Genomic DNA, 23,022 nt, shown 5'->3' on the forward strand with positions numbered 1-23,022 from the left:
TTTCAGAAACACGCCCATTCCTTAAAAAAGTCTGTCCTCAAGACCGACGCCGCCCCTGGGGGCTGCGGGCACCGACAAGATGCGCCAACTGTGCGCCATATTCATAAACTGCCTCCTTCCCAGACTTGCATGGGACCGACTTGAGCGGAGACAGAGGTAAAGGCAGCTCTTCCACCTTGATCCGCCCCAGAACCAGATGCGCCAGCTCACGTCCAAAGACCGTTCCAGGAGCAATGCCACGCCCGTTGTAGCCGCTAAATGACAAGACCTGTCGCCCCAGTTGATGCAGGCGGGGTACGGCATCAGACGTCATGCCTATCCAGCCATACCATTCATAATCAAACTGCACGTGCTTCAAGGCCGGAAACAAGTGCTGCAATGCGCGTTGCGCCCACGCCTTATGTATTGCTTGTCCGCGTCCGCGCAATGCCCCCACACTGCCAAACACCAGGCGACCGGCTTGATCGAAGCGGTACGAGGACAAAACCGAACGCGTATCCCACGCACCCTGCCCCCCCGGCAAAATCTGGGCGCGCAGTGCAGTATCCAGCGGTTGCGTGGCCACATTGAAATAAGGCAGACGCACCAGTTCTGCGGGCAAGGCTGGCCAGATATCGCTGGTATAGGCATTGGTCGCCACAATGACCCAAGGTGCCAGCACCTCCCCATCCTGCGTTTGCAACACCCAGTGCGTGCGACCATCCTCAACCCGCCTGACGGCACTTTGCTCGCAAATGCGGGCCCCCGCCGTGATCGCTGCCCGCGCCAGTCCTCGAACATAGGCTAAAGGCTGGAGCGTGCCCGCGCGTCGGTCCAGCAAGGCACCCGCATAGGCGGTGGTTCCCGTTGCCGCCGTAGCCTGTGTGTGATCGAGCAACTCCACCGGCGCCCCGAGAGCTTGCCATTGCTGCCAACGCTTCCGGATGTTGCGAAGGCCACCCGCGCCGACCGCGCAGTGCAAAGTACCATTCTGCACGGCCTGACAATCAATCCGGTGTTGGGCTACCAATTCATACACAGCAGCCGGCGCCCCGCTTAACAAGTGCAATAGGCGGTCCCCGTAATAAGAACCCAATGTTTTGAGCAGCGTCTCTGGCTCAAGCCACAAGCCAGCATTGACCAGCCCCACATTTCGTCCCGATCCGCCAAAGCCGATCTGCGCCCCTTCCAGGACCACTACCCGCGCTCCAGCCTGTGCCAGATGCAGGGCCGCGGACAAGCCGGTAAACCCAGCGCCAATAACCGCAACATCCGCTTGGACTTGGCCTTGTAAACGCTCGCAGACCAGAGGGGCTGGAGCTGATGCCTGCCAGAGTCCATGGCTGCGCCCGTCCGCGTTCATGACCTCGACTCCGCCAGAAAACGTTGCTGCAAGGCGTGCTCGGAACGCATCTGAGCAGCGCGGTAAAGTTCAATTTCATCCAACACGGGGCCACCCAGATCGCGTTCAAACTCAGACCGAGCCGCTTGCGATACATAGTTTCTCTGTTCAGCATCCCCCAAGTTGGACTGGAAAATCCCCGCCGCGCTAACTGGCAGAAAATCCTCGTAAGTAATGGGGGTCAATGCGACTACGCCGCGCTTGATCAAATCAGGCAGGTTCCAGGGCCGGCCGGCAGCCAGTTCCTGCTGCCAGATAGCGGGATCCCGTGGTTCAAACCGAAAAAAAGCCAGCCCACGCTCGTACATTTCATCGCTGTCATCTGGAAACTGAGCAAACACGTGCTGGAGACGTTCGGCATACGTCTGTGTAGTAGCGGCTTGCTGCCCGGCATCTCTGGCTTGAGCCAACAAGGAGTCATAAAGTGCCCGGCCCGCCTGGGTCAAAGCCACGCCACGTTGCTCTATCTCACCAAAACGTGCGGTATGAGACCCTACCCTGGCTTGACCGGCAAACTCAATCTCTTCCTCCAAGGCTTTGAAACTGGTTTGGCGCAACAAGATGGGATGGCGCCTGCGCGGTGGGCCTTCAATCAGTTCTTTGGCAGGGATCCCCCATTGGGGCATGGCCTCTTGTACCGCATCAATATCCAGGGTTCTGGGAGTCAGGTGATTGATATGGGGGCCCTTGAAACAAACAATATCGGCCACCAGACGATGGGCCTCATGCAACTTGCGATACGTGTCCTGATCGACAGTCGCCTGGCGATGCCAGCGAAAAACAGTGGTGGCGGCAGCCACAAACTCCGTGACCTGCAGTTCGGTCAGGCCACCAGACATGTGCGCCTGTTCCGCCAACTCCAGCAACCCTGAGGGAAAAATAGTCCGTTGCGATAAGATTGCAGCTGCCTGCGCTCGCAGATTCGCATCCTCTATCAGCTCCAGTCTGAGCAGAGAGGTGAACACCCGGAAGGGATTGGTTTGTAACGCATGGTCGTCCACAGGGCGAAACGCGGTGGAGTGGACGGGTACACCCGCCACCGACAGATCGTAATAACCAACGGGATACATACCCATGACAGCAAAAATCTTTGCAATCCCTTTGAGCTCCGCCGCTGTACCAACCCGAATGGCGCCATGGCGCTCCACATCCAGACGGGTCAGCTCCGACTGCTGCTGCAAGGCGCTGCGTAATGCTGGGTCATGCTTGAGCACACTGGCATTGATCTCGTGCACCAGGCTCAACAAGGCCCCGTACTGTGGCACCTCCTGCTGATACATGGCCGACATGGCGCCTGAGAAACGGGAACGGATTTCGTCCTTAGAAACAAAAACAGAGGTGTCCATAGAACCGCCAGCAAATTGCATGACCTGTCGACAAGGCAAGGTCAGTCCATTAATGAATCACTTCCGTGTACTCGTATGCACTCCTTCACACCACAGCCAGCGGAAGCCCGTCATCTTATAAGCCTGAAATACTTAGCAAACTTGCACCTCATTCTGTGAGCAGTGGCAAGAGGGGTCAAACGATGATTCCAACTCAAGTCATTCCTAAATAGAATGACTAAACGTTTTCCCTTAGCAAACCAGCATGTCCATTCCCAAACGTTTTCTTCCTCCCATGCACGTCCTGATTGCCTTTGAAGCCGCCGCACGGCTGGGCAGCTTCACGGCAGCAGCGGGCGAGCTGAATCTGACCCAAAGCGCCGTCAGCAGACAGATCAGACTGCTGGAAGAAATATTGGGCGCGGAACTTTTCGTCAGAGAACGCCAGACGGTTCGTTTGACTCAGGCGGGTAGCACTTACGCCCAAGAGCTAAGCGATGCTCTTCGACGCATTGCCAACGCCACCCTGGGGTTCAAAGCCAATCCGCATGGCGGAACGCTGAACCTGGCCATCCTGCCCACGTTCGGGACTCGTTGGCTTGCCCCCCGGCTGCCAGAGTTTGTGGCTGCATACCCCGGCATCACCATTAACCTGCTGACGCGCCTGCAACCGTTTGACTTTCAAATGGAAAATGTGGATGCCGCCATCCATTACGGCCTGCCCGACTGGCCGGGGGCGAATCTGGATTTTCTGATGTCAGAAACCGTGGTACCTGCCTGCAGTTCCGCCCTTCGCGAGCACTATCAGTTCCAGACAGCAGCTGACTTGCTCAAGGCACCTTTACTGCATCTGGTCTCAAGGCCCGATGCCTGGGAGCGTTGGTTCAACGCCAACGGCGTGGAGAACGTGCATATTCACGGCATGCTGCTTGACCAGTTTGCGCTGATTACACAAGCAGCTATTTCCAACCTTGGGATTGCCTTACTGCCCACATTTCTGTTCAAACAGGAGCTCAGTCGCGGAGACTTGGTTCTGGCTCTGGACTCGCCCTGCCTGAACACGGAGGCTTACTACCTGGCCTGTCCGACGGGACGCTGCGACTACCCACCATTGATCGCATTTCGACAATGGCTACAAGCGGAAATAACGCGGGAACGCGCCCCGGACTGAGGCCGGGGCTTCAAACCGCCACGGTAGCGCTATGACTTTTTCCTCACCAAGGCGAGAGACTGCTCGGCTATGACCCGCTCTTCGTTGGTGGGAATGACCAGGACCTTGACCCGACTGTCGCCTGTCGAAATGACGGTTTCCCCTGCCTGATTGCGAACCGGATCAATCTCCACCCCCATCCACTCCAGGTGCCTGGCGATGCCTGCCCGAATAGACGGGCTGTGCTCGCCAATCCCCGCCGTGAACACCAAGGTGTCCAGCCCCTTCAAGGCCACGCACAAGCCCGCCAGATTCTCTGCCGTGTGATAGCAGAAGTACTGCACCGCCAGCTTGGCACGAGGGTCATCGGAAGCCTCCAGCGCTCGCATATCCGCTTGATCGCCGGACAAGCCTTTCAGCCCGGATTGGGTGTAGAGCACGGACTGGATCTCATCGTGCTCCATTCCCTGCTCCAGCATCCACAGCACGACACCGGCATCCAGACGCCCCGGACGAGTCCCCATAGGCAAGCCGTCCAGCGCCGTAAAGCCCATGGTGGTATGAACGCTGCGGCCTTCTTGCAAGGCGCAAGCCGATGCACCTGAGCCCAGGTGAGCAACGACGACGCGCCCGTCAGCCAGTTCGGGAATTTCGCGACGCAGGTGCTGGGAAATATAGTGATAGGAGAGGCCGTGGAAACCGTAGCGGCGCACGCCCTGTTCAAAGAACCGACCAGGCAATGCAAAGTGCTGCAAATGCGGGGCATGTCCTTGATGGAAGGCCGTATCCAGACACGCTACCTGGAAGATTTCCGGGTAGTGCTCGAAGATCACGCGAACAGGAGCCAGATTGTTCTGCTGATGCAGTGGTGCCAAAGGTGACAGGCTGTCCAGATACTCCAGCACCTGCGGGGTCAAGGGTACGCTGCTGTCGTAGCGGGCGCCCCCGTGCACGATACGGTGGCCAACGGCAATAGGTCGACCATCCACATGCTCCAGCAGCCAGCGCGCCACCAACGCCTGAGCTGTATGCAGGTCCTTGGCCTGCTCGCCATCCAGGTCCTGCTTGACCATGGATTGGCCCTGGGCATCTTTAACTTTGAAGGCTGGCTGGCTACTGCCAATGCCCGAAACCTGACCGCCAAACTCAAAATCCAGCTGGTCGCCCGGCTGGACCTTGTACATATGAAACTTCAGGCTGGAGCTGCCTGCGTTAATGACCAGAATCTGCTCGCTCATTAGTGCGCAGCCTCCACAGCAACTTTGCGTTCCAGATAGCCCGCGTAAAGGCTGGCAACGGCACAAGAGGCCATGCGGGTCTGGGCGCTATCGGCTCGGCTGGTCAAAATGATAGGCACACGAGCCCCCATCACGATACCGGCAGCCTGGGCGCCGGACAGGAAGGTCAGGTTTTTGGCCAGCATATTGCCGGCCTCCAGATCAGGGGCCACCAGAATCTGCGCCTTGCCCGCAACGGGCGACACAATTCCTTTGATGCGCGCCGCCTCGGGGCTGATAGCGTTATCCAGCGCCAAGGGGCCGTCCAGCACACCGCCCGTAATCTGGCCGCGATCAGCCATCTTGCACAAGGCCGCCGCTTCCAGCGTGGTCGGGATTTTTTCGGTCACTTGTTCGACCGCAGACAGGATGGCGACCAACGGTATGCCCAAGCCCAGGCCGTGGTGCAGATCAATGGCGTTTTGCACAATATCCGCCTTGGTGCTCAGATCGGGGAAAATATTGATGGCACCGTCCGTCACAAACAAGGGCTCCGGATAGCTGGGCACATCCATGATGAAAACATGACTCAAACGGCGACCAGTCCGCAAGCCCTTGCCCTGGGTGCACAGCACGGCCTGAATCAGTTCATCCGTATGCAGGCTGCCTTTCATCAGCAACTGGGCACGTCCGGCCAGCACTTCCTCGACGGCTCGCTCTGCCGAGGCATGGCTGTGGGGGGTATCAATCAAGGTGACCCCTTCCAGGCTTAAACCATGCTCTGCCGCTACGGAATGCAAACGGGCCTGCGGGCCAACCAGCACGATCTCGAACAGGCCTTGGGCCCGTGCCTGCAAGGCGGCTCCAAGGGACACATCATCGCAGGGATGAGCCACCACACAAATTCGACTGTGCTCTTTGCGAGCTTGCTCGATCAATCGGGAATAATGACTGGAAGGCCCAGTGCGATCCACGGCGGCCGTATCCGGGCCAGCAGGGTGATTCATGATAGAAGACTCCTTGGAGATGAACGAAGGCTAACCCAACACTAAACCATTTATCCAAGCGTGTGTCTTTGATTGCGAACAGGGAAACTTCAATATTTCGCCCTTTATTCTTTCCAGACCATGAAGAATGAAACATAAAGATTAAATATTAAAAAAAATCCGGTTTAGCCAAATGCAAACCGGATTTTTATTTCTGTGGTGGCGTATTCGTCCCGAACCACCGCAATCTGAGCGTATCCAGGATCGGCCACCCAGGTTTAATTAAAGGCCAAGATCACTCAAACCCGGATGCTCATCGGGGCGCCGCCCCAAGGGCCAACGGAACTTGCGTTCGGATTCTGTAATTGCCACATCATTAATGCTGGCATGGCGCACCGCCATATAGCCATGCTCGTCAAATTCCCAATTTTCATTTCCGTAACTGCGCCACCACTGACCGTATTCATCTTGCCATTCATAAGCAAAGCGCACGGCAATTCTATTTTCATGCCAGGCCCAGATTTCTTTAATCAAGCGGTATTCACGCTCTTTTTGCCATTTGCGTTCTAAAAAAGATTGAACCTGATCTCGACCCTGCGGAAACTCGCTGCGATTGCGCCAGCGCGTATCCACGGTATATGCCTGCGAAACCTTGACCGGGTCACGACTATTCCAGGCATCCTCGGCGGCACGCACTTTCTGGCGGGCACTCTCCAGATCGAAAGGTGGCAAGGGAGGACGTGTATCCATAGTGATCTCCTAGAAAACAAGCGTGGACCAGACAGTCTAGCGGCAAAACGTAAGCAGTCTCTTACTGGCCGGTATCGGCCCAGGCTGCCCGTTCAAATCCCGCGACCAGAAAATCGATAAAAGCTTGCACACGAGCCGAGCGCGAGCGGCCCGGAGGCGTCAGCAGATGCAAGGTCAGGCTGGGCAAATCCCATTGCGGTAACACGATTTCCAACTGGCCTTGCTCGACCATATCGCCCAGCAGGAATTGAGGCAGCACGCTAAGCCCCAGGCCCTCAAGCAAGGGTGGGATCAGGGCCTGGGCATTGTTGACTTGCAAAGCACAGGGCACGGTTTGGGAGTAATACTCCTGCCCTTGCTGAAAGCGCCAGACACTGCCGCGTCGCTCGTAGGCGTAGCGCAGGCTCATGTGCTGAGCCAGGTCGCTGGGGTGTGAGGGTCTGCCGTACTTGGCCAGGTAACTGGGGGCGGCAACCAGCCGCAGGCGCAAATTGCACAGACGGCGCACCAGAAGGCTGGAATCATCCATGGTCGAGATACGCAAGGCCATGTCGAAACCTTGTTCCACGATGTTGACCTGAGCGTCGTTAAAGTGCAGATCCAGCAGCACGGCCGGGTGCTTTTCCATGAAAGCGGGCAGTAAAGGGGCCAGATGCTCCAGCCCGAAGGACATGGGGGCAGCAATCTTGATACGTCCCTGCAGGCTTTCTTTCTGGTCGCGTGCCAGGGCTTCCGCGTTCTGTCCGGCAGCCAGAACGGCTTGGGCCTGTTCCAGGCTGGCCTGCCCGGTTTCTGTCAGGGACAGGCGTCGGGAGGTACGGTGGAACAGGGACACTTGCAGCTGTTTTTCCAGCCGGGTGATTGCCTTGGAGACGGTAGGTTGTGACAGGCCCAGAACTCCGGCTGCCTGGGCAAAGGAGCCGGTTTCCGCCACAGTAGCAAAGATGGCCCAGGCTTGTAGATCCGGTAATGTTTTCATGTCGTTTTTGGAATGAATTCTATGCTATTGATTCTATTTTATTCAATCAACAAGACGCCTAGAATTCTTTTTAGTATCCAATATTAAGGAGCGCATCATGATTGAACATCGGCCTTTTAATGAACTGGGCGGCGCCAACCACGGCTGGCTGGACGCCAAACACCATTTTTCTTTTGCTAATTACTACGATCCCGCTCGTATGAGCTGGGGCGCCCTGCGTGTCTGGAATGACGACACGATTGCGTCCAACACCGGGTTTCCACCTCACGATCATGCCGATATGGAGATCATTACGTATGTGCGTGAAGGGGCGATCAGCCACCAGGACAGTTTGGGCAATAAGGGTCGTACTGAAGCCGGTGATGTGCAGGTGATGAGTGCCGGCACAGGTATTCGCCATGCGGAGTACAACCTGGAAAATGGTACGACACGCATCTTCCAGATCTGGATTCAGCCAGAGCGTCGTGGTTTACCGCCAGCCTGGGGTGCCAAGCCTTTCCCCAAGGATGAGCGTTCGGGGCAGTTTGTGGCCCTGGCCAGTGGTTTTGAAGGTGACGCAGAAGCTTTGCCGATTCGTGCCCAGGCCCGTGTGCTGGGAGCGACCTTGAAGAAAGGTCAAAGCACGACTCTGTCTTTGCCTGCCGAGCATCTGGCTTATCTGGTGCCTGCCACAGGGCGGGTTTCGGTAAATGGTCTGGAGTTGAATGCCCGTGATGGGGCGGCGATTCGCAATGAAACGACGCTGGAAGTTCAGGCGCTGGAGGATGCTGAGCTGGTGCTGGTTGAGACGGCGCAGTAATTGCGGACGGGCTGTTTTGAAGATGGGGGGAGGCCGTTTGAGCGCTCCCCCGCTTCTTTTTGCTGTTCTGGTGCTCTGAAAATAAACGCAGGTAAGAGAAGATATATGTCTTTTTAAGGTCATATGTCAGCTCGGAAATTAAACAACCCAATAGAACGCTTGGGTTGCCTTGCCGTTTGCTGGCGTAATGTTGTTTGTTCAGTACTCCACCTTGGCAGAAAGACGCCACTTGGAGCCCTGCCTGGGTGTCCGGGCTGAGCACTTGCCGGTGCTGCGCACCGGTGCCCTTGTCAGGAGATAGCTACGGGCGCACCCTGAACTCCCGGGGTGGTTCGTCCCCCGGACGAACCACAAGCGCCCCGGTCAAACAACAGGGCGCTTGCACCCCTACGCTATCTCCTGACCGCGGCAAGTCCTCCGAATCGCCCCGACACCCAGGCAGGGCTCCAAGTGGCTGGCATCGTGAGCAATTTGAGGGCGAAACGTAACTGTAATGCCGCTCTATGAGCTAATTGATGATGGATTCAGGGGTATTTTTCGTGGCTCAATTTCCTGCCATGAAAAATACAGTTGGAGGTGGGCTGTCTCAACTGTCTGTTTTCGGTGTGGTTTTGAAAAGTATTCCTGATTTTTTGTTTAGCTTAGGTAAACAATCCTTCCCCTTGTCTGTCCTTCTCATTCTGCGCAGCCTTCCCTTAACGGAAACCGGCTCATAAAGCAGATCAAAACTTCCTCTTTTCTCTGATTAAACTGTTTGTTCTCAATCGATAAGCGTCTGCCCTGCAGCAATATCGTTACAATTGTTGTAACGCCAGTTTTCAACTCTTCTTAATGCACGCGAACACACCGTGTCCTCTCCGAACCAGTATTTCGTTCTGATCGTCCCTGCCTGCGCGGCATTGCTGGGCATCGCGATGATTTACTGCTGGAGCCGTCTACGCGATCACCGTTACCTGCTCTGGATTGCCTCGGGGTATATCTCCACGGCTATTCCTATGGGGATCCATAGCCTGATGCCCAATGAGCAACTCGCCCGCTGGACTCTGCCCTTGTCGGCTATGTATTTATATGGTGTCTGGGCCTTGTCTCATGGGGTCGCTTTGCGTTTTGGCGGACGTGCTCATCCCAGATTGGCTGGGGCAATCGTCCTCGTCACGCTGGGGCTGCTTTTTTATTTTTCCCAGATTGATGATGATCTCTGGCTGCGTTTACAAATTCTGAACTGGGGCCTGGCCTTGTTGGTTGCTTTGCCCATCAAGTCGATCTTGTCCGGCAGGTCACGCACGATTCCTTTGGCAACGCTGTTGCGGGCCTCTTACCTGACGGCCTTGCTCTATGCCTTTGTTCGTGTATTTGCGCTGGCCACGTTGATCCCTCACGAGATGCAGCCAGAGCTGACCAGGTCCGGTTTATGGCTCTTGATGCTGGCAACCAATATGTTCATCAGCATCTGGGTAGCGCTGGCTATTTTGACCAGCACCGCCATGTCGATTGTGCAGACGCTGGATCATGAGCGCAGCCGGGACCCTTTAACCCGTTTGTTGAATCGTCGTGCATTTTTCGAGCAGGTTAAAAAACGCCTGGAGCTGTATGGTCATAGTGGTTGGGCGGTCATGACGTGCGATCTGGACCACTTCAAGATGGTCAATGACACCTGGGGCCATGCAGCGGGCGATCGGGCCTTGAAGGAGTTCGGGGCCTTACTGGCTCGCACGGTTCGCCAGGACGATTTGGCAGCCCGCTTTGGGGGCGAGGAGTTTGTCTTGCTGATACGCAGTACCAGCTTGCATACCGCCGTGCTGGTTGCCGAGCGTTTGCGCAGCAGTGTGATGAATCTGCATATCCCCGCCACGGCGCATACGCTGACGGCCAGTTTCGGTGTGGTTCAGCTAAACAGCAATGGCGACATCAAGCAGGCCATTGAGCAAGCTGACCGGCTTTTGTACGAAGCCAAGCATGCTGGCCGCAACAAGGTCGTTTGGAAGGCGTCCTGAGTTATTCCTCCTGCTTGCTGATACCCTTACAGTCTCTTTTTTCAAGACAGCCCCGTTAGAGGCTGATTGATAGGACTATCACAGCAAAAGCCGGGGGCGTTCACGCCTCCCCAGGAGACCCCATGTCACTTACCGAACTTAGCGCCAGCGAACTGCTGGCAGGTCTGGAAAAAAGCCAGTTCAGCGCCCGTGAGATTGCCGACGAGCTGCTCAAGCAATCACAAGAAATGGCCCATTTGGGCGGTCTGGCACATTTGGATTCAGCGCTGTTTTACCAACAGGCCGATCAGTCTGACGCACGCCGCGCCCGTGGCGAAGCCTTGGCGCTGGACGGCGTGCCTTTGGTGATGAAAGACAACCTGAACACCACGGACATGCCCACCACGTCCAGCACCGGCGCCCTGCAAGGTCGCGTGCCGCTGAAAGATGCAGATGTAGTCGCACAATTGCGCAAGGCCGGTGCCGTGCTGCCCGCCAAGTCCGTGATGCACGAACTGGCTTTTGGGATTACGACCAATAACGCCACTACGGGCCCCAGTCGCAACCCTTATGATCCAAGTCGTATTCCCGGCGGCTCTTCCGGTGGCACTGCAACGGTTGTGGCAGCTCGTCAGTTTCCAGCTGGCTTGGGCACGGATACGGGCGCTTCGGTGCGTTTACCTGCCGCGCTTTGCGGCCTGTACGGTTTCCGTCCTACAGTGGGCCGTTATTCGGGCCAGGGCATTGTGCCCTTGTCCCCTACACGCGATACAGCAGGCCCCATGACTCGCAGTCTGGCTGACATCAGCTTGCTGGACAGCCTGCTCTGCCAGAAGGCCCCTACTGTGATTGCCACTCCTTCCTTGAAGGAACTACGTCTGGGCGTACCCCGTGACAGCTTCTGGAAGGATATGGATGCCGGTGTGGCCGACGTGACCCTGGCATTTCTGGATGATTTGCAAAAAGCCGGTGTCACGCTGGTCGATGTAGACCTGTCTCCGGTTCTGAAGATCAATGCCCGCGTCGGCATGCCGATTGTGCTGTATGAAACCTTGCAGAACCTGCCTTTGTACCTGGCCGAAAACAAGTACGACATTAGCTTGGACGAGTTGATTGCGGGCATTCACAGCCCCGATGTGAAAGAGATTTTCGACGCCATTACGGGCGACTACACCATCAGCCAGGAAGCCTACGAAGAAGCGCTGAATGTAGACCGCCCCCTGATGCAACAGGCCTATGCGGACCTGCTGCGCCAGTCCAATGTCAGTGGCTTGATCTTCCCGACCAGCCCGCTGACCGCCTGCCCGATTGGCGATGATGAAAGCACCATGATGAACGGCAAGGCAGTGCCTACCTTCAACACCTACATCTCGCGTACCGACTTGGGTTCGAACCTGGGCGCACCGGGCATTTCCCTGCCTATCGGTCTGTCGGGCGGTTTGCCGGTGGGGATGCTGATTGAAGCGGGTATCGGTGCAGATGATCAGTTGCTGGCTCTTTGCCGGGCGATTGATCCTTTGCTGCCAACGACACCGGCACCGGATTTGAGCAAACGGGCATAAACGACGTAAAGACGGATTAAGCAATCTGCAGGCTACTGCACCAGGCTGAATAATTCGCCACATTCAAATGCCATCAGCCCAACAAGAAACAGGCCGAATTCCTAGGGAAATCGGCCTGTTTTTTTGATGAGGCTCCTCACGAAGGCGTCATGCGCCCGGGTCCGTATTACCGCCAAACCGCCGACGCAACATCTGCACCAACCAGCCGTGATGCTCACACAGAGCAGACTGACGAGCCTTGAAAACCAAACTCACTACTGTTTTTTAACACAGCATAAAATGGCGCACTGAAACTCCCGCCCGCACGGCCAGCACACACCATGAATACACAGATTCTTTTATTGCGCGGCCTCATGCCTACCGGCAAGAACAAGCTGGGCGGAGATATTCAGGTTATCGCCCGAACACCGGCTTATTTCATGCGGGTGATGGCGAACAATCCTTTCAAGGACGAAAGCCCCAGCCAGCTATATTTCACCCTGCTGCGCTCCCCAGCAGACAGCGCCTTACTCCATGCCTTCCACGCCCTGGAGCACGCACCGGATCAGGTCCGCATCATTGATGACATCGTCTATATAGTGTGCGCAACCCGGTATCGAGACCTGAAAGCCAACAATAATTTCATCGAGAGAAAGCTCAAGGTCGTTGCGACGACACGCAACTTCACCACCATGAGCAAGCTGATCGCCTTGAGTACGGGTAATGAAATAATGATGAACCCCTCAAGCTAAGGCCTGTCGAGCCAGATCTGCAACGGCCAACTCTTTATTGGCCTCGGTGCGCAATCCATCCTCCAGAAACCAGGCAGCTGACAAGGCCGCATGCGCCATCACCCATCTGAGCAAGCGTTGACGCTCCAGTCCTGCAACCTCGATGACTACCGACAACTGCCGTGCAAAGCGCGCTGGATCAGTGCTCGTTTTAAGATCAGGGTTGCACAGCACATTTACGTAGTCGTAATAGCGCTCACCAGTGACGCGCTTGGGATCTATTGCCAGCCATCCACGCTGATCGAAATCAAGAATGTTGCTATGGTGCGCATCCCCGTGCAGAACGACCTGATCACGCTGATCTCGCAGCAGCTCATTGGCCACTAGTGCGCATTCAGCCATCAGACCGCCCTCTTGCTGCGCCATCGGTGCCAGCGATTCAAAAAAATCGCTCAGGGGGCGCAAATTGTCAGGTGGGGCCGAAGGTCGGTTTGAATGCAATTGTTCAAGGGCACGGCAGATACAGGTCGTCGCTGCATCATCTTCTCCTTCTAAAGCCATGCGCAATAAGTCCCTGGAGCCCGTTGCACGCTCCATCAGCAACGCTCCAGAGCCTGGGTCCAGCGCATATACATGCGCCGCGCCATCGCCAGCCCACCATTGCAGCACTTGGCCGCCGATACGCTCATCAAGATCTCGTGTGATTTTGATCATCGCCGGCTGCCCCTCCAACTTTCCGGTCAGCCGCACGGGCATCAGATCGCTGGTCGCAGTGCTGAAAGGCTTGCCAGCGGCCTGAGCCCCCCAGCGTTGGAGAAAGACATTGAATAGGTTGAAGTTGGACATTGCGCTGGTTTTCGTGGAAATCTCTTTAGACAAAAGAAAGCCTGGCGTTCGATCATGCCCGACCGCTCATGATCGAAAGCGCCCAGCTTAACTGAGCTTGCCTTATGAATGTGAGCCCAAGTCCAGACACGCACCAGAACCCGGCGTTTCTCTCCCCCTACTTCACGCCCCAGGACAAATATGTAACAGCCTGACCCTGGTGCTCTTGAAATTAGAAAAGTCGTCCCTATAATTAGCACTCGAAGGGGTTGAGTGCTAAAACGCCTCGCCCCCACAATCGGACCAACAACTAAAGTCATCTTTAAACAGGAGTTTCTCCATGGCACTGCGTCCTTTGAACGATCGTGTGATCGTCAAGCGTCTGGACAACGAACGCACCACCGCTTCCGGTATCGTTATCCCCGAGAGCGCGACTGAAAAGCCCGATCAAGGCGAAATCCTGGCCGTTGGCCCCGGTAAGAAAACCGAGGACGGCAAGGTTCTGGCGCTGGATCTGAAGGTCGGCGACAAAGTTCTGTTTGGCAAATACTCCGGCCAGGCCGTCAAGATCGACGGCGAAGAGCTGCTGGTGATCCGCGAAGAAGAAATCTTCGCCGTGATCGAATAAGTACCGCCAACGAAAATTCAATAGGATTCAAACCATGACCGCAAAACAAGTTTACTTCGGCGACGACGCACGTACCCGCATCGTACGCGGCGTCAATATTCTGGCTAACGCTGTTAAGACCACCATGGGCCCCAAAGGCCGTAACGTTGTTCTGGACCGCTCTTTCGGCGCTCCTACCGTTACTAAAGACGGTGTGTCCGTTGCCAAAGAAATCGAACTGAAAGACAAGTTCGAGAACATCGGTGCTCAACTGGTTAAAGAAGTTGCTTCCAAAACTTCCGACAACGCCGGTGACGGTACCACTACCGCTACTGTGCTGGCCCAAGCCATCGTTGAAGAAGGCCTGAAGTTTGTTGCCGCAGGCATCAACCCAATGGACCTGAAGCGCGGTATCGACAAGGCTGTTGGCGTTGTGGTTGACGAACTGCGTCAACTGTCCCGTCCTTGCACCACCAGCAAAGAAATTGCTCAGGTCGGTTCCATTTCCGCCAACAGCGACCACTCCATTGGTGAGATCATCGCCAATGCCATGGACAAAGTGGGCAAAGAAGGCGTAATTACCGTTGAAGACGGCAAGTCCCTGGAAAACGAACTGGACGTGGTCGAAGGTATGCAGTTTGACCGCGGCTACCTGTCCCCTTACTTCATCAACAACGCTGACAAGCAAGTTGCTGTTCTGGACGATCCATTTGTTCTGATTTTCGACAAGAAAATCTCCAACATCCGTGACCTGCTGCCCGTACTGGAGCAAGTTGCCAAGACCAGCCGTCCTTTGCTGATCGTTGCTGAAGATGTGGAAGGCGAAGCCCTGGCTACTCTGGTTGTGAACAACATCCGTGGCATTCTGAAGACTACCGCCGTTAAAGCTCCTGGCTTTGGCGATCGTCGCAAAGCCATGCTGGAAGACATCGCTATCCTGACTGGCGGTACCGTGATCTCCGAAGAAACCGGTATGTCCCTGGAAAAAGCGACTCTGGACGACCTGGGTCAGGCCAAGCGCATTGAAGTGGCCAAAGAAAACACCACGATCATCGACGGCGCTGGCAACGGCACCGACATCGAAGCTCGCGTGAAACAAATCCGCGTTCAGATCGACGAGTCCACTTCCGACTACGACCGTGAAAAACTGCAAGAGCGCGTGGCCAAGCTGGCTGGCGGTGTTGCCGTGATTCGCGTTGGCGCTGCCACCGAAGTCGAAATGAAAGAGAAGAAAGCCCGCGTTGAAGACGCCCTGCACGCTACTCGCGCAGCCGTCGAAGAAGGTATCGTTCCTGGCGGTGGCGTTGCACTGATTCGTGCCCGCGCAGCTGTTGCCCAACTGAAAGGCGACAACACCGACCAAGACGCCGGTATCAAGCTGATCCTGCGTGCTATCGAAGCTCCTTTGCGCACCATCGTTTCCAACGCCGGCGAAGAAGCCAGCGTGGTTGTTAACCAAGTGGCCAGCGGCACCGGCACCTACGGTTACAACGCTGCTACTGGCGAATACGGTGACCTGGTCGAGCAAGGCGTTCTGGACCCAACCAAGGTGACTCGTACTGCCCTGCAAAACGCAGCTTCGATCGCCAGCCTGTTGCTGACCACCGAAGTGGCCGTAACCGAAATCGTGGAAGACAAACCTGCTCCAGCCATGCCCGACATGGGTGGCATGGGCGGCATGGGTGGTATGGGCGGCTTCTAAGCCACACATCAGCACCCCGATCCGGGCGGAAATTGATCACTTCTGCCCTGATCGCCACGCTTTTAGTACAAAAACCGGATGGATTTTTCCATCCGGTTTTTTTTCGTCCAAGCAAACCCCTATAATCAGGGCACTTCAATCTGCAGCGTCCTTCATGTCAGACTCTCCATTCAAAAGCAAAGGCGGTGTTGGCCGCCTGTTCAATGCCCTGCGCTACTCCAGCCAGGGCCTGGCCGCTGCCCTGCGCCATGAGGCTGCCTTTCGCCAGGAACTGGCGCTGGCTGTCATCCTGACGCCACTGGCATTCTGGCTGGGGCAAACCCCGGCGGAGATTCTGGTCCTGCTGGGCACACTAGTCTTTGTGCTGGTGGTGGAGCTGCTGAACTCGGCCCTGGAGGCCCTGGCCGACACGATTACCCTGGAGCACCACCCCTTGATCGGGCGGGCCAAGGATCTGGCCAGTGCTGCCGTGCTGCTGTCCCTTATTTTTGCTGGTGCCGTCTGGCTCAGCTTTTTGTATAGCCGTTTACTTTCCTGATTCCCATGACATTCATAGAAAAACTGAACCGTGCCTGGACGGACAACCAATCCATGCTGATGGTGGGTCTGGACCCAGACCCTGCCCGCCTGCCTTTGGAGCTGGCCAGCAAACCCGGCGCGATTTATGAGTTCTGCAAAGCGATTGTGGACGTCACCGCCGACTACACCTGCGGCATCAAACCACAGATTGCCTACTTTGCCGCTCAGGGTGCCGAGGATCAGTTGCAAGACCTGTGCGACTACATTCGCAGCCGCTACCCTCACCTGCCCATCGTGCTGGATGCCAAGCGTGGGGACGTGGGTTCGACAGCCGAACAGTACGCACGCGAAGCCTTTGAGCGCTACCGTGCAGATGCCGTCACCGTCAGCCCTTACATGGGCTTTGACTCGGTAGAGCCGTATCTGGAGCACAAGGACAAGGGCGTGATCGTGCTGTGCCGCACCTCCAACCCCGGCGGCTCGGACCTGCAATTCATGGAAATGGCCGATGGCACCCCACTGTACTTGCACGTGGCCAGCCTGGTGGCAGAGAAATGGAATACAAACGGCCAATGTGCTTTGGTGGTGGGCGCAACCTTCCCCGAGGAAATTGGCAAGGTACGTGCCCGTATTGGCGATATGCCTTTGCTGGTGCCCGGCATTGGCGCACAAGGTGGCGATGTGGTCGCCACCGTTGCTGCTGGTATGGACTCGCAAGGTAACGGCATGATGATCAACTCTTCGCGTGCCATCCTGTACGCCAGCCGAGGCGATGACTGGCGTGATGCGGCACAAGCTGCAGCGATTGCTACGCGCAATGCGATTAATGATGCGCGCAACAAGCAGCGCTAATTGACTGCCCTTCCCCGGTTTGAAAACAGACCGGGGATACAGAGTCCAAGCTTGGAGCGACAGCGACAGCGACAGCGACAGCGACAGCGACAGCGACAGCGACAGCGACAGCGACAGCGACAGCGACAGCGACAGCAATTAGTGTAGATACAAGAAAGCCCCACTCACTTGGATTCAATCCAAAGTGAGTGGGGCTTCTTATTTATTAAGCTATGACCGATAGGACCCGCTCAGGCTCAGTTGAGCCTTAAGCGTAAGAAGCAGCTTCCCCCTACTGAGTCACGAGGCCTAGGCCAGGGTCTGACCTGTATTTCAGGTAGCAGGGGCGGTGTCAATCAGACACTACTTCTGCCACAAGTCCAAACGCTAAACTAGGCCTGCGCCTCGACTCTGACACTGGTTCAAATTCTGGTTTGGCTTTGGCTTTGGCTTTGGCTTTGGCTTTGGCTTTTAACCCTAGTCAAGCCTGGTTCCGGTTACGCCACTGCTTCAGCTCCGGGTTATCCGCTCCCAGCAAACTCTCCAGCGCCTGCTCGGTATGCTCACCCAACTGCGGCGGAGCCATGCGGTAGGACACCGGGCTATCTGAAAAGCGCATGGGGCTGGCCGTCATGCTGACCTTGCCAGCCTGACTATGGTCCAGCTCGATACGCATATTCCGGGCCTGAACCTGCGGGTGCGAGAACACGCCGTGCAGATCATTGATAGGTCCAGCTGGCACGCCAATCTTGTCCAGCGTTTCCAGCCAGTAAGCGCTAGGATGCTGTTGCATCGCGGCGCTCAGAATCTGCTCCAGCTCATCCCTGTGCTTGACCCGCTGACTGTTAATGTTGAAACGCGAATCCTCAACAATTTCCGGGTGTCCAATTGCTTCGCAATAAGCCGCGAACTGACGGTTATTGCCGATAGCCACAATGATGTGGCCATCTGCCGTTGGGAACACCTGATACGGCACCAGATTCTGATGTGCATTACCGGCTCGCTTCGGTGCCTGCCCACTGACCAGATAATTCATGTTCTGGTTCGCCAGCATGGCTACCTGACAGTCCAGCAAGGCAATGTCGATATGCTGCCCCAAACCACTGCGTGAGCGTTCAAACAAGGCGGCCAGAATGCTGCTGGTGGCATACATGCCCGTCATCAAGTCCGCGACGGCAACCCCCGCTTTCTGAGGACCACCGCCGGGCTTGTCATCACGCTCGCCCGTCAGGCTCATCATGCCGCCCATGGCCTGGATCATGAAGTCATAACCCGGACGCTCGGCATAAGGGCCTGTCTGACCAAAGCCGGTAATCGAGCAATAAATCAGGCGAGGGTTGATCTCTTTCAAGCTGGCGTAGTCCAGGCCGTATTTAGCCAGCCCCCCCACCTTGAAGTTCTCCACCAGAATGTCGCATTCCCGTGCCATGGCACGCACCACATCCGCCCCTTCCTGGCTGGCAATATCCAGGCTGATCGACTGCTTGTTACGGTTGGCCGACAAGTAATAGGCCGCTTCAGCCGTATCTTCCTTTTCAGGTGTCTGCAAAAAGGGAGGGCCCCAGGCGCGGGTATCATCGCCGGTTTCGGGTCGCTCTATCTTGTAGACATTGGCCCCCAGGTCGGCCAGGTTCTGTGTGCACCATGGGCCAGCCAGAATGCGTGTCAGATCCAGAACCCGGATGCCATCCAAAGGGGCAGGACGCGTCGCCTGCGAGGCGTGCTGATCGCTCACGTTACAGTGCTCCATTCAAAAACAATTAGTCCAGCGTGATATTGGCTTGCTTGATCAGGCTGCCCAATTTCTCGTCTTCCTGACGCAGGAACTCGGCGTACTCGGCAGGGGTGGAGGAAATGATGTCCACGCCCTGACGACGGAAGGTTTCAACAAACTCGCTGTTCTCGCTGACGGTTTTCATGGCCTGGCTCAGGCGATCAATAATTTCAGTAGGCGTGCCGCTGCTGACGTGGAAACCAAACCAGGCTGTCACGTTATAGCCCTGGTTCAGGCCCAACTCTGCAAAGGTTGGAACCTCTGGCAACAAGGAGGAACGCTCCGGACCGGACACAGCCAGGGGACGCACAGTATTGGCGTTGATGTGCGTAATTGCGGTGCCCATGCTGTCGAACATGAAGGAGATGTGACCACCTAGCAGATCGGTCATGGCAGGTGCGCTGCCACGGTAAGGAGCGTGGATGACGTCGATATTGGCCATCGTGGTAAAGGCGGCAGCCGACAGGTGCGAGGACGAGCCATTACCAAAGGAAGCGTAAGTCAGATCATCGGGCTTGGCGCGAGCATGACTGATCAGCTCCTCGCCCGTATTGAATGGGCTTTGCTTGGCGTTCACCACCAGCACGTTCTGCCCTTCCGCCACCAGAGAAACAGCGGCCAGATCCTGCGCCGGATCGTAAGGCAGTTTCTTGTAAAGGTGGTTGTTCACCACGGCCTGACCAACCGCAGCCAGCAGGACGGTATAGCCATCGGGGGCAGATTTCGCGACGAAGTCCGTAGCGATAATGCCGCTGGCACCGGGCTTGTTTTCCACAATGATGATCTGGCCCAGATCCTTGGACAGTTGCTGCGCGACACCTCGGGCAATCACGTCAGTCACACCGCCCGGCGTAAAGGGCACAACCAGACGGATAGGCTTGTCCGGATACGCGGCTTGCGCGCCCAAGGAACAAAACAACAAACCCATTCCGGCCAGAAGAGGAGCCACTTTACGGGCTAGAATTTTTTTCATGCATCACTCCAAACTTATTTTGTCCGATAATCGAACTTGATTATTAAATTGCTAAGTCTTGTTTTTTTTACAATTTATCATCGATAATTCTTGTGAATCCTATGGAGTTCGTTAATCGAACAAAACTAGATCCTGCCACTTACTGAGCCATGACAACAAATAAAGAGACAAGCCCTACCGCCAGCAGCTACAAAGGCGATCCGGACTACATGCAATCGCTAGCCCGTGGTTTGCAGGTGATTACGGCTTTTTCAGATAGAAGACGCCCATTGCGGGCCGCAGAAATTGCCCTGAAAACGGGTCTGGCACGGGCGGTGGTGCAGCGCTGCCTCTACACGCTGCAAGCCCTGGGCTATGCAGAGCAGGAAGGTCCGTTCTGGAAGCTGCGTCCGGCGATTTTGCAGCTGGGCCATGCCTACTTTTCTTCGACCTCCATCGTCAGTCTGGCCCAGCCCATACTGGACGACCTGAGTGACCGCGTCGGTGAAACCTGTGCACTGGCCTTGCTGGATGGGGACGAAATTCTGTATCTGGCACGCGCCCAACGACAGCGTGTACTGACTGTGTCTCTGGGCCTGGGTAGCCGCCTGCCTGCTCACTGCACCTCTATCGGGCGAATGATGCTGTCGCAGTTGCCGCAAAGCAGGCTGGATGCCTACCTGGAGCTGGCTCCCTTCAAGATCATGACGCAATACACCGCCCATACTCGCGAGGCCTTGCTGCGCGAATTGAAGCAGGTGCAGGAAAAGGATTATTCCTTGATCAAGGAAGAACTGGAACTGGGTCTAACGGCAATTGGCGTACCCGTGCGCAGTGCCAGCGGGCGCGTTGTAGCCGGAATGAGCATCAGCATCAAGGACTGGCAGGATACGGAAGAAAAGCTGATCCAGCGCTGCCTGCCCGAACTACGTTCGAGCGCCAGGCAGCTGGGTTTGATGTTACCGGCCTGAGCAATCAGGCGGGATTGAGCATGGTCAGCGCACTGGCCAAGGCGTATTCCACGGCCTGCTGACGGATTTGGGCCCGATCTCCGTCAAAGATACGAGCAGAGGCGCGGGTCACAATGCCATCACCCCGGCGCTGTGCAAAACCAAAGCACACCAGGCCAACCGGCTTGCCCGCCGTGGCTCCATCCGGACCGGCAATGCCGGTCGTGGAAATAGCCAGTTCCGCATCTGCGGTAGCTTGCAGCGCACCCGCCGCCATTTCCATGGCGGTTTCCTCGCTGACCGCGCCAAAACGATCCAGGGTGTCCTGGTTCACGCCCAGTTCCTGAACCTTGGCCTTATTGCTGTAAGTGACCAGACCGCGCTCGAACCAGGCGCTGGAGCCGGGCAGGTCCGTCAGGGCAGCAGCCAGCAGGCCACCCGTACATGACTCGGCGCAGGCCACCATCCAGCCGCGATCTTTAAGGGCTCGCCCCAGGGCCAGGGCGGCATTGCCATGCTCGTAATCGCTCATGAGAACACTCCAAAACGTACCAAGACAGCCATCAGCAACAAGGTATAGCCTGCCGCCAGGAGATCGTCCCACATAACGCCAAAACCATTATGCAGACGACGATCAAAATAGCGGATTGGCGGTGGTTTGAGAATATCAAAGAAACGAAATAAAACGAATGCGATGCCCTGTGCAAGCCAGGTCTGCGGAATCAGCCACAGCACCAGCCAGAAGGCGACCATCTCATCCCAATTCATGCCGCTGTGATCGGACACGCCCAGGTCGTAACCCGTGCGGTGGCAAGCCCAGCAGCCAATGAAAAAGGTAAGTGGCAAGAAAATGGCCATTTGCGTGTCGGTCAGCACATGCAGACCCAAGACCCACAAGACCCAGGCCAGCACCGTGCCCCAGGTACCCGGCCCCGGACGCAATACGCCGGTACCGCCGCCAAAGGCAATCAGGCGCCAAGGCTTTTTCACCACCCAATCCAGGGTAGGACGTTGAATGGGATTCAAGGAAGGATCAGGAAATGTGCTCATGACACAGACTCAGCCACCAAAATGATCGAAACCGCCCTGGGCAGGGGCAGGATGCAGACCCTGTTGATCACGCACGTACACCCCGCTACCAGCGTGCATGGAGCCAATACGGCTAAGCTGCACGCCTTCGCGCTGGGCCAGCGCCATGATGGACTCCCGTTGTTGGGGAGCCCCCGTAAAACACAATTGAAAAACGTCACCACCAACCAGAACCGCTTCGCGTTGCAGCTCGGCAGGCAAACCCTTTAAGGAAAGATCCAGCGGCAAGGCGTCCCAATCCAGATGGGCGGCACATTGGCTGGCTTTGGCGATATGACCCAGGTCTTGAACCAGGCCATCAGACACATCAATGGCAGCATGAGCCAAACCTGCCAGGGCATGACCCAGGCGGTAAGGCGGCCAGGGTTGTTCCAAGGCTGGGCGGCTGGCAGCCAGACGATCCGGGTCCGCAGCCAGTCGACCTTGCAAGAGGCGCAAGGCAATGTCTGCCGCCCCCAACGTCCCCGTCAACCAGATGTCGTCACCAGCTTGAGCCGCACTGCGTTGCAAGGCCTGTCCCACCGGGACTTCACCCAGCACCGTAATGCTGATGACCACCCCTTGCTTGCTGCGCGTGGTATCGCCACCGATCAAGGGGCATTGCGCCTGATCGGCCAGTTCAAACAAACCTTTGGAGAATGCGGCCAGCCACTCGGGCCGGACTTCGGGCATGGACAAAGCCAGAAGGCAGGCTCGTGGCTTGGCCCCCATGGCGCCCAGGTCCGACAGGTTCACGGCCAGCGCCTTGTGCCCCAAGAGAAAGGGGTCCACATCGGGAAAGAAATGTTGCCCTTCGATCAATAGATCCACGCTGCTGGCCAGTTGCCAGCCGGGTGTTGGAGTAAAAAGGGCACAGTCGTCGCCCACTCCCAAATAGCCTTCGGGAGCGGGACGATTGAAATACTGCTGGATAAGACCGAACTCGTTCAGCACGGCACGCC

The 23,022-nt window shown here is 56.5% G+C and carries 23 protein-coding genes; 11 read left to right on the forward strand and 12 right to left on the reverse strand.

Annotated elements, in window-relative coordinates; genetic code table 11:
- Positions 1-37 precede the first annotated feature (37 nt).
- Positions 38-1,342 carry an NAD(P)/FAD-dependent oxidoreductase gene (locus tag WFM49_RS17630; protein ID WP_336974644.1) on the reverse strand — a complete coding sequence of 435 codons (1,305 nt, stop codon included), beginning with the start codon at positions 1,340-1,342 and terminating at the stop codon, positions 38-40.
- Positions 1,339-2,727: a 2-oxoadipate dioxygenase/decarboxylase HglS gene (gene hglS / locus WFM49_RS17635; protein WP_031232389.1), complete on the reverse strand. Its 1,389-nt coding sequence runs from the start codon at positions 2,725-2,727 to the stop codon at positions 1,339-1,341. Before hglS ends, WFM49_RS17630 begins: the two co-directional genes overlap by 4 nt.
- Before the next feature lie 244 nt (positions 2,728-2,971).
- On the opposite strand from hglS, the gene WFM49_RS17640 reads away from it, so the two are divergent.
- Positions 2,972-3,877 carry a LysR family transcriptional regulator gene (locus tag WFM49_RS17640; protein WP_009454819.1) on the forward strand — a complete coding sequence of 302 codons (906 nt, stop codon included), beginning with the start codon at positions 2,972-2,974 and terminating at the stop codon, positions 3,875-3,877.
- 29 nt (positions 3,878-3,906) lie between these two features.
- Here WFM49_RS17640 and WFM49_RS17645 read toward each other — a convergent pair whose 3' ends face one another.
- The 4 genes from WFM49_RS17645 to WFM49_RS17660 form a co-directional block, all read right to left on the reverse strand.
- A complete protein-coding gene (locus tag WFM49_RS17645; protein ID WP_250756036.1) occupies positions 3,907-5,094 on the reverse strand; it encodes an acetate/propionate family kinase in 1,188 nt (395 codons plus the stop codon).
- Positions 5,094-6,080, reverse strand: a complete 987-nt coding sequence (locus tag WFM49_RS17650) for a phosphate acetyltransferase (protein WP_250756037.1) — start codon at positions 6,078-6,080, stop codon at positions 5,094-5,096. The genes WFM49_RS17645 and WFM49_RS17650 overlap by 1 nt, the downstream gene beginning before the upstream one ends.
- A 261-nt stretch (positions 6,081-6,341) precedes the next feature.
- Positions 6,342-6,809 (reverse strand): nuclear transport factor 2 family protein, encoded by a 468-nt coding sequence (locus WFM49_RS17655; protein ID WP_060186612.1) that lies wholly within the window; start codon positions 6,807-6,809, stop codon positions 6,342-6,344.
- A 61-nt stretch (positions 6,810-6,870) separates the two neighbouring features.
- Complete coding sequence (locus WFM49_RS17660) at positions 6,871-7,788, reverse strand: LysR substrate-binding domain-containing protein (RefSeq protein ID WP_336974647.1); 918 nt, start codon at positions 7,786-7,788, stop codon at positions 6,871-6,873.
- A gap of 97 nt (positions 7,789-7,885) precedes the next feature.
- Between WFM49_RS17660 and WFM49_RS17665 the strand changes: the two genes are divergently transcribed.
- From WFM49_RS17665 to WFM49_RS17685, 5 genes are all read left to right on the forward strand, one after another.
- The gene (locus tag WFM49_RS17665; RefSeq protein WP_336974649.1) at positions 7,886-8,587 is read left to right on the forward strand and encodes a pirin family protein; all 702 of its coding nucleotides are present in this window, start codon (positions 7,886-7,888) and stop codon (positions 8,585-8,587) included.
- A 515-nt stretch (positions 8,588-9,102) separates the two neighbouring features.
- Entirely contained in the window at positions 9,103-9,303 is a 201-nt protein-coding gene (locus WFM49_RS17670) for a hypothetical protein (protein ID WP_009454811.1), read from the forward strand.
- Positions 9,304-9,435: 132 nt separating this feature from the next.
- The gene (locus tag WFM49_RS17675; RefSeq protein WP_009454810.1) at positions 9,436-10,581 is read left to right on the forward strand and encodes a GGDEF domain-containing protein; all 1,146 of its coding nucleotides are present in this window, start codon (positions 9,436-9,438) and stop codon (positions 10,579-10,581) included.
- Between the two features lie 122 nt (positions 10,582-10,703).
- On the forward strand, positions 10,704-12,122 hold the full coding sequence (gene iaaH / locus WFM49_RS17680) for an indoleacetamide hydrolase (protein WP_009454808.1): 1,419 nt from the start codon (positions 10,704-10,706) through the stop codon (positions 12,120-12,122).
- A gap of 320 nt (positions 12,123-12,442) precedes the next feature.
- Positions 12,443-12,853, forward strand: a complete 411-nt coding sequence (locus WFM49_RS17685) for a DUF1697 domain-containing protein (RefSeq protein WP_336974657.1) — start codon at positions 12,443-12,445, stop codon at positions 12,851-12,853.
- On the opposite strand, the gene WFM49_RS17690 is transcribed toward WFM49_RS17685, so the two are convergent.
- Positions 12,845-13,711: an aminoglycoside phosphotransferase family protein gene (locus tag WFM49_RS17690; RefSeq protein ID WP_324588113.1), complete on the reverse strand. Its 867-nt coding sequence runs from the start codon at positions 13,709-13,711 to the stop codon at positions 12,845-12,847. The two genes, WFM49_RS17685 and WFM49_RS17690, sit on opposite strands and share 9 nt — an antisense overlap.
- A 286-nt stretch (positions 13,712-13,997) precedes the next feature.
- On the opposite strand from WFM49_RS17690, the gene WFM49_RS17695 reads away from it, so the two are divergent.
- From WFM49_RS17695 to pyrF, 4 genes are all read left to right on the forward strand, one after another.
- Positions 13,998-14,285, forward strand: coding sequence for a co-chaperone GroES (locus tag WFM49_RS17695; protein ID WP_009454802.1), 288 nt, complete (start codon positions 13,998-14,000; stop codon positions 14,283-14,285).
- Between the two features lie 34 nt (positions 14,286-14,319).
- Complete coding sequence (gene groL, locus WFM49_RS17700) at positions 14,320-15,966, forward strand: chaperonin GroEL (protein ID WP_009454800.1); 1,647 nt, start codon at positions 14,320-14,322, stop codon at positions 15,964-15,966.
- A 154-nt stretch (positions 15,967-16,120) separates the two neighbouring features.
- Complete coding sequence (locus tag WFM49_RS17705; protein WP_009454798.1) at positions 16,121-16,504, forward strand: diacylglycerol kinase; 384 nt, start codon at positions 16,121-16,123, stop codon at positions 16,502-16,504.
- 5 nt (positions 16,505-16,509) lie between these two features.
- The gene (gene pyrF / locus WFM49_RS17710; protein WP_026485466.1) at positions 16,510-17,337 is read left to right on the forward strand and encodes an orotidine-5'-phosphate decarboxylase; all 828 of its coding nucleotides are present in this window, start codon (positions 16,510-16,512) and stop codon (positions 17,335-17,337) included.
- A gap of 460 nt (positions 17,338-17,797) precedes the next feature.
- Here pyrF and WFM49_RS17715 read toward each other — a convergent pair whose 3' ends face one another.
- Together WFM49_RS17715 and WFM49_RS17720 are read right to left on the reverse strand one after the other, a co-directional pair.
- Complete coding sequence (locus WFM49_RS17715; RefSeq protein ID WP_336974664.1) at positions 17,798-19,051, reverse strand: CaiB/BaiF CoA transferase family protein; 1,254 nt, start codon at positions 19,049-19,051, stop codon at positions 17,798-17,800.
- Positions 19,052-19,076: 25 nt separating this feature from the next.
- Entirely contained in the window at positions 19,077-20,063 is a 987-nt protein-coding gene (locus WFM49_RS17720) for a Bug family tripartite tricarboxylate transporter substrate binding protein (protein WP_009454792.1), read from the reverse strand.
- Positions 20,064-20,212: 149 nt separating this feature from the next.
- Here WFM49_RS17720 and WFM49_RS17725 point away from each other — a divergent pair, with 149 nt between their 5' ends.
- Complete coding sequence (locus tag WFM49_RS17725; protein WP_081055440.1) at positions 20,213-21,013, forward strand: IclR family transcriptional regulator domain-containing protein; 801 nt, start codon at positions 20,213-20,215, stop codon at positions 21,011-21,013.
- A 4-nt stretch (positions 21,014-21,017) separates the two neighbouring features.
- Here WFM49_RS17725 and WFM49_RS17730 read toward each other — a convergent pair whose 3' ends face one another.
- From WFM49_RS17730 to thiL, 3 genes are read right to left on the reverse strand one after another with little or no spacing between them, the layout of a single operon-like run.
- Positions 21,018-21,524, reverse strand: coding sequence for a CinA family protein (locus tag WFM49_RS17730; RefSeq protein WP_009454788.1), 507 nt, complete (start codon positions 21,522-21,524; stop codon positions 21,018-21,020).
- Positions 21,521-22,042 (reverse strand): phosphatidylglycerophosphatase A family protein, encoded by a 522-nt coding sequence (locus WFM49_RS17735; RefSeq protein ID WP_009454786.1) that lies wholly within the window; start codon positions 22,040-22,042, stop codon positions 21,521-21,523. Before WFM49_RS17735 ends, WFM49_RS17730 begins: the two co-directional genes overlap by 4 nt.
- A gap of 9 nt (positions 22,043-22,051) precedes the next feature.
- Positions 22,052-23,014, reverse strand: coding sequence for a thiamine-phosphate kinase (gene thiL / locus WFM49_RS17740; protein ID WP_035273371.1), 963 nt, complete (start codon positions 23,012-23,014; stop codon positions 22,052-22,054).
- Between the last annotated feature and the right edge of the window lie 8 nt (positions 23,015-23,022).

The organism is Alcaligenes sp. PF14 (genome assembly GCF_037150615.1).
Taxonomy (GTDB): domain Bacteria; phylum Pseudomonadota; class Gammaproteobacteria; order Burkholderiales; family Burkholderiaceae_B; genus Alcaligenes; species Alcaligenes phenolicus.